This is a genomic window from Algoriphagus sp. Y33, from assembly GCF_014838715.1.
GTDB lineage: Bacteria > Bacteroidota > Bacteroidia > Cytophagales > Cyclobacteriaceae > Algoriphagus.
The window spans coordinates 4,716,795-4,732,810 of sequence record NZ_CP061947.1 but is presented as its reverse complement, the minus strand read 5'-3'; the positions used below and the strand labels follow the sequence as shown (position 1 = coordinate 4,732,810).

The 16,016-nt window shown below is 42.2% G+C and carries 16 protein-coding genes; 10 read left to right on the top strand and 6 right to left on the bottom strand.

What is annotated here, in order from left to right; all coding sequences use genetic code 11:
* The first annotated feature begins 9 nt into the window (after positions 1 to 9).
* Positions 10 to 915, top strand: a complete 906-nt coding sequence (locus ID165_RS19170) for an alpha/beta fold hydrolase (RefSeq protein ID WP_192347039.1) — start codon at positions 10 to 12, stop codon at positions 913 to 915.
* Positions 916 to 1,250: 335 nt separating this feature from the next.
* Here ID165_RS19170 and ID165_RS19165 read toward each other — a convergent pair whose 3' ends face one another.
* Entirely contained in the window at positions 1,251 to 1,619 is a 369-nt protein-coding gene (locus ID165_RS19165) for a helix-turn-helix domain-containing protein (RefSeq protein ID WP_192347038.1), read from the bottom strand.
* A 123-nt stretch (positions 1,620 to 1,742) separates the two neighbouring features.
* Between ID165_RS19165 and ID165_RS19160 the strand changes: the two genes are divergently transcribed.
* On the top strand, positions 1,743 to 2,537 hold the full coding sequence (locus ID165_RS19160) for an SDR family oxidoreductase (protein ID WP_192347037.1): 795 nt from the start codon (positions 1,743 to 1,745) through the stop codon (positions 2,535 to 2,537).
* A gap of 26 nt (positions 2,538 to 2,563) precedes the next feature.
* Positions 2,564 to 2,881, top strand: coding sequence for a nuclear transport factor 2 family protein (locus ID165_RS19155; RefSeq protein WP_192347036.1), 318 nt, complete (start codon positions 2,564 to 2,566; stop codon positions 2,879 to 2,881).
* 126 nt (positions 2,882 to 3,007) lie between these two features.
* Here ID165_RS19155 and ID165_RS26955 read toward each other — a convergent pair whose 3' ends face one another.
* Complete coding sequence (locus ID165_RS26955) at positions 3,008 to 3,130, bottom strand: hypothetical protein (RefSeq protein WP_255505055.1); 123 nt, start codon at positions 3,128 to 3,130, stop codon at positions 3,008 to 3,010.
* A 1,000-nt stretch (positions 3,131 to 4,130) separates the two neighbouring features.
* Between ID165_RS26955 and ID165_RS19150 the strand changes: the two genes are divergently transcribed.
* The 7 genes from ID165_RS19150 to dnaN all read left to right on the top strand — a co-directional run bounded on the left by ID165_RS19150 (position 4,131) and on the right by dnaN (position 12,151).
* Positions 4,131 to 4,754, top strand: a complete 624-nt coding sequence (locus tag ID165_RS19150) for a helix-turn-helix domain-containing protein (RefSeq protein WP_192347035.1) — start codon at positions 4,131 to 4,133, stop codon at positions 4,752 to 4,754.
* Between the two features lie 107 nt (positions 4,755 to 4,861).
* Positions 4,862 to 6,256 (top strand): serine hydrolase, encoded by a 1,395-nt coding sequence (locus tag ID165_RS19145; RefSeq protein WP_192347034.1) that lies wholly within the window; start codon positions 4,862 to 4,864, stop codon positions 6,254 to 6,256.
* Positions 6,241 to 7,335, top strand: a complete 1,095-nt coding sequence (locus ID165_RS19140; RefSeq protein WP_192347033.1) for a serine hydrolase — start codon at positions 6,241 to 6,243, stop codon at positions 7,333 to 7,335. The genes ID165_RS19145 and ID165_RS19140 overlap by 16 nt, the downstream gene beginning before the upstream one ends.
* Before the next feature lie 255 nt (positions 7,336 to 7,590).
* On the top strand, positions 7,591 to 8,499 hold the full coding sequence (gene gldA, locus ID165_RS19135; protein ID WP_192347032.1) for a gliding motility-associated ABC transporter ATP-binding subunit GldA: 909 nt from the start codon (positions 7,591 to 7,593) through the stop codon (positions 8,497 to 8,499).
* A 2-nt stretch (positions 8,500 to 8,501) separates the two neighbouring features.
* Positions 8,502 to 9,221, top strand: coding sequence for a gliding motility-associated ABC transporter permease subunit GldF (gene gldF, locus ID165_RS19130; protein WP_192347031.1), 720 nt, complete (start codon positions 8,502 to 8,504; stop codon positions 9,219 to 9,221).
* Entirely contained in the window at positions 9,218 to 10,906 is a 1,689-nt protein-coding gene (gldG, locus tag ID165_RS19125) for a gliding motility-associated ABC transporter substrate-binding protein GldG (RefSeq protein WP_192347030.1), read from the top strand. Before gldF ends, gldG begins: the two co-directional genes overlap by 4 nt.
* Before the next feature lie 120 nt (positions 10,907 to 11,026).
* Positions 11,027 to 12,151, top strand: a complete 1,125-nt coding sequence (gene dnaN / locus ID165_RS19120) for a DNA polymerase III subunit beta (RefSeq protein ID WP_192347027.1) — start codon at positions 11,027 to 11,029, stop codon at positions 12,149 to 12,151.
* Between the two features lie 382 nt (positions 12,152 to 12,533).
* On the opposite strand, the gene ID165_RS19115 is transcribed toward dnaN, so the two are convergent.
* From ID165_RS19115 to ID165_RS19100, 4 genes are all read right to left on the bottom strand, one after another.
* Positions 12,534 to 12,764 (bottom strand): VF530 family DNA-binding protein, encoded by a 231-nt coding sequence (locus ID165_RS19115; RefSeq protein WP_225586835.1) that lies wholly within the window; start codon positions 12,762 to 12,764, stop codon positions 12,534 to 12,536.
* Positions 12,765 to 12,818: 54 nt separating this feature from the next.
* Entirely contained in the window at positions 12,819 to 13,205 is a 387-nt protein-coding gene (locus tag ID165_RS19110; RefSeq protein WP_192347025.1) for a VOC family protein, read from the bottom strand.
* A gap of 229 nt (positions 13,206 to 13,434) precedes the next feature.
* Positions 13,435 to 14,382 carry a TIM barrel protein gene (locus ID165_RS19105; protein ID WP_192347023.1) on the bottom strand — a complete coding sequence of 316 codons (948 nt, stop codon included), beginning with the start codon at positions 14,380 to 14,382 and terminating at the stop codon, positions 13,435 to 13,437.
* Between the two features lie 97 nt (positions 14,383 to 14,479).
* Complete coding sequence (locus tag ID165_RS19100) at positions 14,480 to 15,994, bottom strand: Gfo/Idh/MocA family protein (RefSeq protein WP_192347021.1); 1,515 nt, start codon at positions 15,992 to 15,994, stop codon at positions 14,480 to 14,482.
* Positions 15,995 to 16,016: the final 22 nt, after the last annotated feature.

Sequence of the window (16,016 nt, the reverse complement as noted above, 5' to 3'; positions counted from 1 at the left end):
CATATCAAAATGAAAAAGTCGATTGTAGCAATCGTACTCTTGGGTTCCCTTTTCTATAACAGCGTAATAGCACAAAGTAAAAGACCAAATGCTTCGGTAGGAAGAGCAGAGTATATAGAAGTAGAAAGAGGGGTGAAACTTCATGTAACCGACCTGGGTGAAGGTCAACCTATAGTATTGATTCACGGGTGGCCATTGAGTGATGAGATGTATGAGTATCAATACCAATATTTAAGCCGTAAGGGATTCCGGGTTATTGGCATTACCCTGAGAGGTTTTGGAAAATCAGATAAGCCTTATGGACGTTATGACTTTGATGTTTTTTCGGACGATATTAAAGTGGTTTTGGAAAAACTGAAAATTAGTAATGCAGTATTGGGTGGTTTCTCTATGGGCGGTGCCGTAGTGTTGCATTACGTCACAAAATACGATGCTGCTCACGTGAGCAAACTTGCTCTTTTTGGTGCTGCCGCACCTTCCTGGAAACAGAGAGAAGGATCGCCATATGGTATTTCAGATGCGGATGTCGATGGATTAATTGTTCAAACCATGACCGCAAGAGAAGATTTAATTGCAGGGCTTGGTAGTGCGTTTGTTGGCAAAGAGGGGAATATTTCTAAAAATGTGGAAAAATGGCTGGAAAACATCAATTTAGAAGCCTCTCCTTATGCTGTAACAGAATCAATAAGTGCTTTGAAAGACCTTGATTTGCGACCTGAACTTTCAAAAATTAAAATTCCTACCGCTATATTCCATGGCACTCAAGACAAATTATGTCCATTTGCATTTTCCGAAGAACTTAACAAAGGCATTAAAAACTCAACAATCATTCAATTTGAAAATAGCGGACATGTCTTATTTTTAGAAGAGATGGATAAATTCAATACTGAGTTGGAAAAGTTTGCTAAACAATAAGCATTTAAACAGCTGCTTAAATATAAACACACGAAGGAAACTGATTCAACTTCGTGTGTTTATTTTTTTCCAAGAAATAATATTCAAAAAATAAATTATGGCATTAACAATCATTGAATCGATGCAATCAAATAAACATGCAGCATTAGCATTAAGTATCATTGCATCATTTGTGTTCAATAGAATCATGGCATTGGAGGGTGGAAGCTGGATTTGAAGAGCTCCGTTACGTGTTGGTCTGGGCAGAGAATTTATTAAAGATAACGCTTAAAAGAATGGTGATTAGCCGCTTAAGTTTCATGCCAATGTTTGCTTTATGAATCGGGTTGGAGAAGTTATTGACTATTGGAGTTAAAGCGTTTCATTATTACTTCACGCAGTTTTTCTTCATTCTTATCCCCCCATTCACCCAAAGCGGAAATAACAGGGATAAGTGTTTTTCCAAAATCCGTTAATGAATATTCCACCTTCGGAGGAACTACAGCATAAATTTTCTTTGCTATCAGTTCCTGCTCTTCCAGCTCTTTCAATTGGATGTTCAATACCCTTCTGCTCGCATCCGGAATCTTACGCTGCAATTCGCTGGGGCGCATGTGTCCTTCATTGATGAACCACAACAGGCGGATTTTCCATTTGCCGTAAAGTACTTCTCCGATCAAATCCAGACCGCAGGACAGGTTTGGGATGATTTTTCTTTCATACATGGGGCAAAAATAAGCCTATGTTATTTAATGAACCATAGGGGAAAAATTTATCCCTATATGAATCTTATTTCCCGTACTTGTGCAGGCTGTACATATGCCTGAAATTTGTCCAAAAGAAAAGAAATGGATGAGCAGTTTAATTTCAATAACGAATTGTCAGGCAAAATAGCCTTGGTAACAGGCGGGACAAAAGGCACTGGATATGCCATAGCGGCACGGCTTCAACGTGCAGGGGCGACCGTAATCATAACCGCCCGTAATAGGCCTGAATATGAGCTTAAGGACCAATGTTTTATATCCGCTGATCTGTCCAAACCGGATGCTGCCCAAAAGGTGGCTGAAGAAGTTTTATCCACATTCGGGAAGTTGGATATTCTCATTAATTCACTGGGAGGATCCGAAACAAAAGGCGGTGGATTTTCTGTATTGACCGATGAGGATTGGAAAAATACAATCCATGCGAATTTACTGGCACCTGTACGATTGGACAGGGCGTTTTTACCACAAATGCTGAATCAACACAGCGGAGTGATCCTGCACATCGCCTCTATTCAAGGGAGATTGCCATTATACGACTCCACTTTGCCTTATGCTGCTGCCAAAGCAGGATTGATCAATTATAGCAAAGGGCTTTCAAAGGAAGTCTCGCCAAAGGGAATAAGGGTATTAACAGTCTCACAGGGATGGATAATGACTGACTCTTCCCCTAGGATGATGGAGCGGATTTCTGCAAGTTCCCGCATTACCATAGAGGAGGCTACCCAAAGTGTCATGGAAGCACTGGGAGGAATACCTATTGACCGCCCTGCAGATCCTGCTGAAGTCGCTGAGTTTGTAGGCTTTTTGGTGTCACCAAGAGCCAATTATCTCACCGGAACAGAATTCGTAATTGACGGAGGAAGCATTCCCACAATTTAATTTTATTAACCTATAAAAATCAGATTATGAATCATTTACCAAAAGTAGTGGCAGGCCTAATAGCGGCTCAAAACAATTTTGACAGTATGGCATATTCCCATTGTTTTGCTGAAACAGCCATTGTCTATGACGAAGGAAAAACGCACAACGGGAGAAAAGAAATTAAAGACTGGATTGAGGAGGCAAATAATGCTTATAAAACCGTAATGCAACCCATTGAATATTTGGCTGACAATCAGATATTAAGAGCTGAAATCTCGGGGAGTTTTCCCGGAAGTCCTCTTGTGTTAACTTATCAGTTTGATATCAAAGGAGAAGAAATCCATACACTGAAAATTATTTAGTCATTGCCAGGGATTATAAAAGGGGTCTACAGCGGATCTAAGCCGCTGTAAACTTAGAAAAACCAATTGCAAATAGGTAATGATAGTAGGGTAAGGCAACGCAAAAAAAATGATTCCCAACTCATTTTAGCCCTGAGAGCCTATAAGAGTTTCGAAACGGGTATAAAATTCCTCTCCGATGGGAGGGATGGGGTAATCACTTGGAATCTCTACGCTGCTTATAGGATCTGTGGGAAAAATGAGTTTCATGACTGTGGCAATATTTGATTTATTAAAACCTAACCATGACTGCCTAGAAAGACAACCTATGTTTTACTCCACCATCTGAAACTGCATTTCAGAATTGTTGATTGTCGGGAGCGGCTGGCTTTATATCCAAAAATCCTTTTATTGCAGATGTCTTTTAGTTCTTGAAATAATGTGCTTTTTAAGATTGATTCAATGATAAAAGGACGTAATTAAACAAGTTATTATTGACTAGCGGAGCAATGGAATTTGCACTCATACCTTTAAAATAGGTGAGAAATACGTCATTTTTGGGATTGGTTATAAAAAGCATTGGGATTGCGAAGAAACAATAAAGCAAGAGATAAAATACAAAAAGGAGGGTTATGAAGATCTTACTCAGTTTGATTTCTATGCATCTATAGGAGATAAATATCCAATAATTAGCACAAGTTATTGCTCATCAATTTCAAATGAGAAATCCATTTTGTAATTCTTAAAATAGGGCACAACAGGTAACACTAAAAAATAACATATTCCGGTCATTAGAGTAGCTGGTCAAAAAGCTGTTGATTACCTTCCCATCGGGAGAGATAGTACTGCTGTTCTTTATTAGTCCTTAGCTATTTTTAAAATACTGGCGGACATGAGGAAATGAAGATAAGGCAAACTATAAATTTCAACCACTTGACATCCCACCTGAGAGGATGCATGATGTCCTGTCTCAGATTTTAATTTTATTTTTCTGCACAAAGCAGCAAATCCTCCCAACTTTCCCGGCATTTTCCCAAAATACACCCTAGGATCGACTATTAGGAAAATGCCCCGCAGACATTCAAGGAGACGGAAATATCTTCTTATATGCGAAAACAGACTGACTGGAATTGGAGAATATATATTGATTCCAATAGTTGAAATCAAAAGCAATCGGCTTGTCCATCAGGATTTAGGCCGGGTACATATAATTAACGTATTGATATTCGTAGCTTATGTAAGTAACTTATCAGGATAAATACAAGGAGTTTTGAAAAGAAAGCTAAAAGAGTATCGGTTGCAACGGCAATTGTCCCAGAGCGAACTTGCCGATCAATCGGGAATTTCTCTCAGGACGGTACAGCGGATTGAAAGCGGAATGTCTTCCGGCAGCCCTTTTGTCATCAGGGCACTGTGTAAGTCACTTGATATCAGTCCTGAAGATTTGATGGCTGACAGGGATGTTGATCCCGATGGGACTAAACCGGCTGAAGCAACTGCGGGTACAAACCTGATTAGAGGAATCTATGATGTACGGTTGAAGTATATCAACTTCAGCACTATTTCTGTTTTGTTTTTCCCATTCTTGAATTTGGCGTTTCCTGCAATTTTGTACTTCATTTTTAGAAAATCACTATCGCTTCCCCATGACAAAAAGGCTGCTTTGAAAATCTTAAGTTTTCAGATCCTATGGTCGTTTGTCACAATAACCATGATGATATTTATACCGGTTATTGATCTCTATCTTTTCAAAATCGGAGACGTTTTGGAAATCCCCCTGTTTGTGTGGTATTATCTGATACAGGCGATCCTGCTGATTGTGATTATGCTGCTTACTGCCAGGAATATTAATAAGGGGAGGATTATACTTGCTTTTGTTCCAAACATCCTGTAAAACTGCCGGTTAATCGATCTTGTCATACTTTTGTCATAAAAATGGCATTCACTGCCGTGATCCGGGGTGACATACTTAGTCTAGTTTTGTTGAAAAATAATTTTGCTATGAAGCTCAGACTAAATTTATTCCTTATCATGCTCCCTATGTTCTTGCCCAGTAGGGTTGAAGCTCAAAAGATACTAAACGATTCCATTCAAGTCCAGTTAAGGCTGGGTGTAAAGGGGTTTCAGGTCAGGTACCATTCGCCCAGTATCGTCGTGGCAATTGTCTGTGGAAATGATATTATCTTCAGCGAAGCACAGGGCTATACCGATTTGGAAAAAGAAATTCCGGCGACTATCAATTCCAAATACCAAATCCAGTCCATCACCAAGATATTTACTGCAACTATGTTCATGCAGTTATGGGAACGGGGGGTTGTCGACTTGGATGATGACGTGAGAAAATTTGTCCCTGAATATTCCGGAAAACGCACAGAACAAGCCGATACCTACACTACGTTTCTAGAACTTGCAACCCATAATTCAGGACTTCCGCGGAATTCCCCTGCGGATGTGGATTTTGCCAAACAAATCGACAAATGGCTATTGAGCAAAAATGACCTTGGGCCTATCCAGTCAGCGACGATGGAAGCGTTTATTCGCTCACTTCAGTATGTCGATAAAGAACATCCTGAATACCGGTTTTTGAACGGGAACACCCGTCACTATTCCAACCTTGGTTACAGTCTTCTTGGCTTGGGGCTGGAGCGGGCTGCGGCAACAGGATACGAGGAATATGTACTTTCGAAAATCTGCAAGCCTCTAAAGCTTTCGGACACAGGATTCGGTACGTTCAGCTCAGGGGAAAACACAATTGCCAAAGGCTATTTCTATGCAGGTGAGGAAGAGGGATTCATCAAAATCCCTGACTATTATCCCAATTCAATGGTGTATGCGGGAGGGATGTATTCGACAGCATCGGATCTTGCCAAATTCATCAGCTCCCAGTTCGATGAGAACAATCCGATACTTTCGGGTAAGAGCCTGAGAATGATGCAGCGTTTAGGTATAGGATGGTTACGAAATTACCCCTTTATCGTACACGAGGGGTCAATGCTGGGAGCACGCAGCGAAATCATATTCAATCCGGAGTTAAAGATCGGATGGGTCGTGCTGGCCAATACGACCGATTTTCAATTTAACAGGATAAACGATTATATCGCGGAACTGATCGTACCCATGTTTATTAAAAAACCGGTCACCGAGCCACAGAAATATGTTGGCACTTATGTATTGGAAGGCGGTTTTGACAGCTTGAAAATATACTTAAAAGACGGGAATCTTTATTCAACCTACCTAGATGAAATTTTGCCGGATCAGCCGTTGGTCTTTTCCGGCAACAATTCACTGACCGTAGCCGCCAATGGAGGACATGAGATACATTACCGGTTTAATGTTGGTTCCCGATCAGAAATTACGAGCCTTAATCTCAATCAGCTGAGATGGATAAAGGAATGAATCCCATACTGCTTTCCTGCATGATTTTACCGCTTTTGACCGGCTTCCTGATTTATCCGCTTAATGCCCAACAAACGGCTGTTGAAACAATTACGGGAAGAAAGATTGGGGTCGCCGAACTGGAAAGGTTTATCACCCTGCAGATGGATACTCTTGAGGTACCCGGTCTTTCACTTGCTATCATCAACAACAAATCAGTTGTCTATGCCGGAAACTTTGGTGTCAAAAATCTGCTTACAGGGGAACAGGTGAATAAACGTACCCTTTTTGAAGCCTGCTCATTATCTAAACCTCTATTTGCATATTTCGTGCTGAAATTTGTAGAGCGGGGAGCATTGGGTTTGGATACTCCGGTTTATACTTACTTTATGGACAGGGAGGTGGATTATTCCGATTATGGGTATAAAACGTTAACAGCCAGAATGGTGCTAACCCACTGCTCGGGATGGCCCAATTGGAGGGATGACCCCGCCGACCTACTTGAATTTAGCTTTAAACCCGGAAGCCAATCAGGGTATTCGGGAGAAGGATATCAGTATCTAAAAAGAGTCCTAACCTATCTTTTGGATGTTTCGGATGCCAAGCTGAATGAGTACTTCCTTGAAGAAGTTGCGCGCACGCTGAATGCGGAGCCGATGAGTTTTGTCTGGCAGGACTCCATGAAAGTATTTAAAGCATATGGTCATCGTAACGGAGCTCCCACGGACAATGGCCCCCACGGCAGTCCGAATTTATTTGATGCGGCTGCTGGACTCTATACCACAGCAGGTGAATACGCCAAATTTATTGCTGAGCTGATGGATATCAATAAAACTATAAATCAAGAGCTGCTTGACTTGCAAACATCTCTGCCCCCTGAGCCTGATGGGCTTTACCGTAGCCTTGGCTTTCCGTATAAGCCGGCCGCTGGTGAAATGAGGTTCTACCATTCAGGTAATAATGGAGATACCCGATCATATTGTCACTTTTATCGAGAGAAAGGTATAGGATTAGTCTTGTTGGGTAATTCCGATAATTTCTTTTCCTCCGGGTTTGCCAAAAACATGCTGGAGTTTCTGGATGAGGAATATCCCTACTGAGTTAAGCAGCCAGATTGCGGGGGAAGGAAATAGGGGATGTTTCAAGCGAAGCGATTCGGGAGGCCAGTCTGTGTGCGGGGAAAGTGTCATTTTATTCCCTTTCTTGCTCAAGCCTTTTATGAGTTATGAGGCGGCCTCATTTTGTTATAGAGAGGGGCAGAAATTACAACGACCTATTTGATAATAAATGACATATCTGTTCCAACAAATGAAAACTACATTTTTTCCTTACTTTTGACTGACCAAAAAAGCTGCATGTCACTCGAAGTATCCCAACTCACCAAACTGTACGGAGCCCAAAAAGCACTTGATGAAGTGTCTTTTTCCGCTACACCTGGAAGGATTCTTGGTTTTCTGGGGCCAAATGGAGCGGGAAAATCTACCACGATGAAGATCATTACAGGATTTTTATCTCCTGCTTCGGGGAGAGTGATGGTAATGGGAAAGGATGCAGTCAATTTACCCAAAGAAGTCAGTCCACTGATTGGATACTTGCCGGAGCATAATCCACTTTACCTTGATATGTATGTGCGGGAGTTTCTGGAATTTTCAGGGGGATTATACGGGCTATCCGGAGCGAAACTAAAATCAAGAACCAAGGAAATGCTGTATCGCACAGGTCTAGCACCGGAACAGCATAAGAAAATAGGACAACTTTCTAAAGGTTATCGGCAGCGGGTAGGTCTGGCCCGTGCTTTAATCCATGATCCTCAGGTGATTATCTTGGATGAGCCTACGACAGGATTAGATCCTAATCAATTGGTGGAAATCCGAAGTTTGATCCAAGAAGTGGCAAAGGATAAGACACTAATCCTTTCTACGCATATTATGCAGGAAGTAGAGGCAATTTGCCACGATGTGGTGATCATCAACAAAGGCAAAATACTTGCTTCGGATTCACTTTCCAACCTAAAATCCAACGCAGATGAAACGATTTTGATTCTGGAGACGGAAGAAGAGCTGGTGCTTGAATGGTTCGCAAACGTGGGTATGATAGATTTTGGCTCAAAAGGAAAAACGGAATTGCTTATTTCAACGACAGATCCTGCTTTAGCCAGAAAATCTATTATGCAAATCCTACATGAGCGTTCGTTAAACTTGGTGAGTCTAAATCAAAGTAAAAAAAATCTGGAGTTGATTTTCCGGGAAATTACCAACGCCTAACCATGACAAGTCTTTTTCTAAAAGAAATCAATACCTTTTTCGGGAGCCTTCTTGGCTATCTGGTATTGGCATTATTTCTCGTGGCGATTGGGCTGATTGTGTGGGTTTTTCCTGAAAGCAGCGTGCTCGAATATGGTTTTGCTGATTTGGAAGCCTTATTTACCTATACTCCTTATGTTTTCGTATTTCTTATCCCCGCTCTTTCTATGCGGGCTATTGCAGAAGAGCGAAAAACAGGCACATGGGAACTTTTAAGGACTTCTCCTCTCTCTTTGGTACAGATTGTTTTGGCAAAATACGTGGCGCTGATTTGCCTTATTCTGGTAGCAATTTTACCCACGCTTTTGTATTTCTATAGCATTATGCAACTGGGAGACCCTGTGGGTAATCTGGACCAGGCAGGCTTTTTCGGTTCGTGGATAGGTCTAATTATGATTGGGGCAGTGTTTGCGGCGGTCGGATTGTTTGCCAGCTCTCTGACTTCGCAGCAAGTAGTAGCCTTCGTATTAGGTGTTTTTTTATGCTTTTTGCTCTATTTTGGATTCTCCGCCTTTGTAGAGATGCAATTGGGGAATCTCTCGTATTGGGCTGCTGATTTGAGTCTGAGTTTTCATTACATCAACTTGAGTAGGGGAGTGATTGACTCGGTAGATTTATTCTTTTTGATTGGCATGATTTGGTTGTTTTTGGGTGGGACTATTTTGGTTTTGAGAAATAAATGAAACAGTTGACTCAACATAGTGCAAAGTCCTGGTTTCTTTTTTTTGGAGGAATTCTAGTAATTGTTTTGCTGGCGAACTTTTTGGATTTTCGGATAGACCTTACCGAGGAAAAACGTTACTCACTTCATCCTGCCACAGAAGAGATGCTTTCTGAGATCAGCAAACCTCTTCATGTGGAAATTCTTCTGGTGGGTGAAAATCTCCCCGGAGGCATGCGCCGTCTCCAAAAATCCATAGAAGAGACTGTCAGAACATTCAATGCTTACAGTGCAGAAAAGATTACGTATTCTTATTTTGATCCACTGACTTTGCAGAAGGAAGAACGTGGAGACTTTATTTTGTCCTTAGCGGATTATGGTATTAATCCTACAAATTTATCCGTGATGCGAAATTCCGGTCAACAAGAACAGCTGATTTTTCCCGGGATTTTGGTCAGCGATGAAGAGTATGAGACGGGAGCCTTGGTATTAAAAGGTGATAGAGGAATGGGGCCTGATCAAATTCTTAACCATTCTATTGAAAATCTGGAGTTTGAATTGAGCAATGCCATTCGAAAGTTAATATCGCCTGAGTCATCTTCCATCGCGATGATCATGGGACATGGAGAAATGAGTTCCGATGAAGGCTTTGGACTGGTGGAAGCATTGGATGGGGAATTTGAGCTCTTTAAGGTCCCGCTTGATCAAGCTCAGAAACCGAAAGATTTGGAGGGATTCAAGATGATTTTTATCCAGGGACCAAAAGAAAATTATACTGAGCGGGAGATTTACTTGCTCGACCAGTATGTGATGGGTGGTGGAAATCTGATCGTATTGCTTGATGGAGTAGCGGTAGAAATTGAGAATGCAGGTGGAGAAGGTACTTTGGCTATGCCGGTAGATTTGGGACTGGATAATTTACTCTTCCGGTATGGGGTACGTGTAAACAAGGATTTGATTCAAGATCTGAACTTTGGATATATTCCAGTGATGGGTGGGGATTTTGGAAATCAGCAGCAAATGGTCCCTCTTCCTTGGCCTTTTTATATACAGGCAGGAAGAATGCAAGAACATGCGATTACCAAGGGATTGGATGTGGTTCAGTTTCGTTTTACAAGTAGCTTGGATACAGTGAAAGCCGATGGAGTCACCAAAACGCCATTAATTTTCAGTTCGGATTTTTCGAGGGTTTTGCCTGCTCCGGTTCGGGTTGCTTTTGCGGATATGGATCAGGAGCCTGATGTGGGACTTTTTGGAATGAAAAATTTGCCGCTCGCGTATTTGCTGGAAGGGGAATTTACTTCCTTGTATAAAAACCGGTTTCTTCCGGATGGTTTTGCCAAAGAGGACTTTAAAGAAGGTGGAAACGGAAAAGTGGTGGTGATTGGAGACGGGGATGTATTTCAATCCCAAACCAATCTGGAAGACGGTGCTCCGCTGGCTTTGGGAGAAAATCCATTTAGCCAATCAACTTTTGCAAATAAGCTATTTCTGAAAAATCTAGTCCAGTATCTTGCCGAACCTGAAGGCATCATTGCGTCGCGTACCAGAACTTTCCGGATTCGACCTTTGAATAAGGTGAAGATTGCGCAGCAAAAGACTTTTTGGCAAGGGTTGAATGTGTTGACACCAGTAGTAGTCTTATTGGTTTTTGGCGGATCTGTCTGGTGGATTCGGAGAAATAAATACAGTAGAAAAACAAACTAGCCGATTATAGCCCTTCTATTTCATTAATTTTTGAGAGAATCATTTATACGGAGGTTCGAATTAGAATTTATTTATAAATTTACCCCCATTCAAAAGTAAAAATAAATTAAGCCCTACGATATGAAATTTATTGTTTCCTCTTCTGCCCTACTAAAGCAGCTTTCGGCTATCAACGGTGTGGTGACAACCAATCCCGTAGTGCCAATTTTGGAAAATTTTCTTTTTGAGATCAAAGAGAGTCAATTGACTATTACTGCATCTGATTTGCAGACTTCAATGATCACAGAAATCAGCGTGGAGGCCAAGGAAGATGGGAATATCGCAGTGCCTGCCAAGATATTGATTGAGACGTTGAAAAATCTTCCTGAACAGCCCGTGACATTCAGCATCGATCACGATACTTATGCGGTGGAAATCAGTTCTGATAACGGGCGTTACAGACTGGCAGGAGAGAATGCTACGGACTTCCCTAAAATCCCGACAGTAAGTAATGCAACTTCTGTGGATATGTCTACGGAGGTGCTGTCTTCAGCAGTATCCAATACCATCTTCGCTACCAGCTCTGACGAACTTCGTCCTGCTATGACAGGTGTCTATATCAATTTAAGCCCTACCAATACTACTTTTGTTGCTACAGACGGGCATAGGTTGGTTAGGTACAGACGAGTAGATATCGCCTCTCAAGAAGCAGCTACCTTGATTATTCCCCGTAAGGCATTGAACTTGCTGAAATCAACGCTACCATCTGAAAATCTACCGGTAACAGTAGAGTTTAATCAGTCTAATGCTTATTTCAATTTCAATAACATAAAGATGATTTGTCGTCTGATCGACGAACGCTTTCCTGATTACGAAAATGTAATCCCTGCGGAGAATCCTAATGTGATGACTATTGACCGTTCAGAATTGTTGAGTTCACTTCGTCGTATCGCGATCTATTCAAATAAAACGACGCATCAGGTAAGATTAAAACTGACAGGCAGCGAATTGATGATCTCTGCTGAAGACCTTGATTTCTCCAACGAAGCAAATGAGAGGCTGTCCTGTGAGCATGACGGAGAGGATATCGAAATAGGATTCAATGCGAAATTCTTGGTGGAAATGCTAAACAACCTTTCATGCAAGGAAGTTAGCTTGAAGTTCTCTGCACCCAACCGTGCGGGATTGATCCTTCCTGCTGAGCAAGACGAAAATGAAGACATCCTGATGCTGGTAATGCCGGTGATGTTGAATAATTACGTATAATAACCACAATCCATAAAACGAAAAGCCCGGAGATTGCTTCGGGCTTTTTTCGTGAGGTTTTTTTTAACCAGGACTATTAGGATTCGTGACAGCCTGTACCGATTCTTTTCGGGAAGGGTTCAAACTACAAGAAAATCAGTCACTTTGGAGATCGAGTCATAGCACCGCTACGGTGAGAGCGAAAAGTGAAGCATAGTAACTGATTTTGAGGCGGTTTGAAGCCACTGTAGATTTTCTAATGCATAATTCGGGTTTAACCGCAAAGCTTCGCTAAGGTTTAGTGAGGACCTCAAGACAGAGGTACCCACCTTGAACCAGAAAAGTTGTAAAAATTTGGAGAACCTTCGCACCTTCTTGATAGCCTTGTGGCTATATTAACAACTCACTTCTTTTTTGCGTCCCGCAGCGACTTCAGGTATAATCCTTCTACCCGCTCTCTGGCCCATGGGGTTTTTCTGAGAAATTTTAAGCTGGAATTGACAGAAGGGTCATGAGTGAAGCAGCGTATGGTAATGCGCTGGCCCAGTTCTTCCCAGCCGTAAAATTCTACTAAATGCTCAACTATAGTTGCGAGTTTGATTCCGTGAAGGGGATTGTTGGGTTGGGTATCCAATGGGGAATTAGAAATGAGTGAATTTAAAATTAGGAATTCTTTACAACTTGTTGATTATTTCCTCTCTATCAAATCCCAGAGATTTCCATATAAATCCTTGAAGACTGAGACTGTTCCAAAGGCTTCTTCGGTTGGTTCCCGAATAAATTCCACGCCTTTTGCAGAGTAATTATGATAATCCCTGTAGAAGTTGTCTGTGTATAAAAAGAGAAAAACCCTGCCACCGGCTTGAAAACCAATTTGATTTCGCTGTAGCTCATCCGCAGCTTTGGCAAGAAGCAATTGGCAGTCCGAGCCGGGAGGGCAAACCCGCACCCAGCGTTTGATATCGCTAAGATGCGTGTCTTCAACCAGCTCAAACCCCAGAATTTGGGTATAATATTCAATTGCCTCATCGTAATCCCGTACTAAAATTGCGATTTGCCCGAGTTGTTGTTTCATGTGTTTATAATTGTTTTTCTACAACCCCATACCCGCCTGTCGTCGAACAGGGATCCCAGTCCGACGACAGGCGGGTTGCATTGTGTACATGTCGGTGTTTGTTGTCTTCGACATGCTCGATTTAATGTCCAAAATAGACTATGTCCTGCCTTAATTGGAAGACGAATAGAATATTTAAGAGTTTCTTTGACAATCTTTTTTAACTTCCGTTTTTGAGTCCGGTGTATGATTAGCCTTCTTTTGCAAGTATACTCCTCACATGTTCAAGTTCGATTCGGATTTCTTCGATGCTCTCCCATTCCCGGCCTTCTTCTCCGTGCTCAATCCCAACATACCCCTGAAAACCGTGGCCCAGCACAAGTTGTATCATTTTTGAATAGTCTAAAGGGAATTCGTTGCCCATATCATCCCATACTTTTGGTTTTAGACTTACACCTTTTGCCTTTGGCATCAATTCATCCACACCACGATAGGAGTCATAGGAAATGGCTTTTCCATCTTCATTGGCTATACGGAAATTTCCAAAATCAGGAAGTGTGCCTGCTCTTGGATGATCAGCCTTTTCAATCATCTCTGCAAGCCATTTTCCGTTACTTGAAAAACCACCGTGGTTTTCTATCAAGACATTGATATCGAAGCCATCCGCAAATTCACATAGCTCTTGCAAGCCTGCACTGGCCAGATCACTTGATTTTTTATAATCTTGCTCTGAAGTGCTCCAAGGCACAGCAGAGTAGGCGTTCACCCGGATTGAATGACAGCCGAGGAATTTGGCTGCCTCCACCCATTTTTTGTGATTTTCCACAGTTTGAGTTCGCTCTTTGGCAGTCTCTGCCCCAAGTATGCCTTCGCCGTCACACATGATCAAAACAGATTTGACTCCCTCACCTGCTGCCCGGGTTTTCATTTCCTTCAGATAAGCCATGTCTTTTGCTCTGTCTTTGAAAAACTGGTTAACATATTCTACGGCTTCGATTCCTGCTTTTTTGGTGAGGGCCGGGAAGTCCAAATGATCCATTTTGCCGGAGAAAAGCTGTTTGTTCAGCGACCATTCTGCAAGGGATATTTTAAACAGTGGATTTGCTTTAGATGCTGAAAATGCCATTTGTGGCATTCCTAAACCTAGTGCGGCAGTAGCCAGGCCTGTTGATTTGAGGAAATTTCTTCTAGTAGTCATGTTTATTTTGGGATAAAGGATAAACCGGTTTTAAAATGAGGTTTAAGTAAATGGTTTCAGACATACTGATACTGAAAACCGGCAAATGAATACTGCCTCAAATCTCCCAGCCTTTTCTATATTCTCTAGTTAGGAATTTGTTTGCGTCTTTATCATTGGTAATTTCCAAAGCGGAAGCATCAAAATCTACTTTTTCCCCTGCTCTCAAAGCCACAGCACCAAGGTTGATGGTGTCTGTGATGGTCTGGGCACGGATGAAGCTTCCTGGGGTTTGTGCTCCAGATTGGATTGCTTCCACCCATGCTGAAGTGCTTCTCTCCACACTTCCAGAATCAATTCGTTCGGATACCGGACGACCGGCCATTTTGCTTTCCGGAAGTAGAGCAGGATTTTCTCCTCTGAATCCGCCTAATATTTTGCCTTTGGTTCCCACAATCAGCAATCCTTCCTCAGGTGTGTCTTTGTTATCTGCTTCCAGTTCCTCTGGAGCAAATGGCTTCATCCCTCCATCATACCAGAGCAGGTCAAAAGCAGGTAGATCTGCTTGTTTGGGAAATTTCCATTTGATCATACAGCTTGCAGGAAAAGCCACATCATTGTCTATCCAGTGATAGACACCGTTTATTTCCTCGCGTGTAGTAGTTCCGTATGCCTTGGCGCTTAGGGGAGAATTACTGATGCCCAGGGTTTCAAATAGGGGGAAGAGGCTGTAATGTCCCATATCAGCCACCGAACCTCCGCCGAAATCAAACCATCCCCGGAATACATTGTGCGTGTAGTTTTTGTGGTAATCCATTTCGGGAACAGGCCCCAGCCAAAGATTCCAATTAAAACCTGCGGGAATGGTTTCGAACCCCGAAGGGCGCTGAGTCCACTGTTGCCAAACAGGTCTATAGGACCAATTGTGTATTTCTTTCAATTCTCCAATTAGGCCAGCATCCATCCAAGCTTTTATTAGGCGATATTCGGGACGGTCTGACCAAGCAAGCAAGTGTGTGATCACTTTACTTGATTTAGCTTTTTCTATCACTTTTCTCCCTTCTAGAAGTCTGTTGGAAATAGGCTTGTGAGTCACTACATGTATTCCGTTATTCATTGCAGCTATAGCGATAGAAGCATGCGTATGGTCCGGGGTCATCACTTTGACTGCGTCGATTCCTTTTTCTTGAGCAAAAAGTTCCCGAAAATCCTCATAGGATGCGCAGCCACTGTAAGTTCCTGCGGAGCTATTTTTTGAGTAGTATTTTTCTACATAGGCTTGGCCCGCATCTCTTCCTCCGGGAATTCCTTTGACTTTATTCCACCATGTATCATCACCAAGTGTTTTTCGGATATCATCCCGTATGCCATAAGGTGACCAGTCAATGTAATTTTCCGAGTATTTATTCACATCGCAAACGGCAATTACGCGAACTTTTGGGTTTTGTAATAGCTCTCCCATTTCCCGTAGGCCTTGAGTGCCACAACCAATATTTGCAACGGTGATTTGATCGGAAGGAGGAATTTTCCCAAGCCCGGCGATCACATTGGATGGGACAATAGAAATAGATGCCGCTACAGTGGCTGCGGAGCCAAGGAATTCTCTTCGATTCAAATTCTTTATGGGAGTCATGGTTGAGTTCAACTTGTTAGAC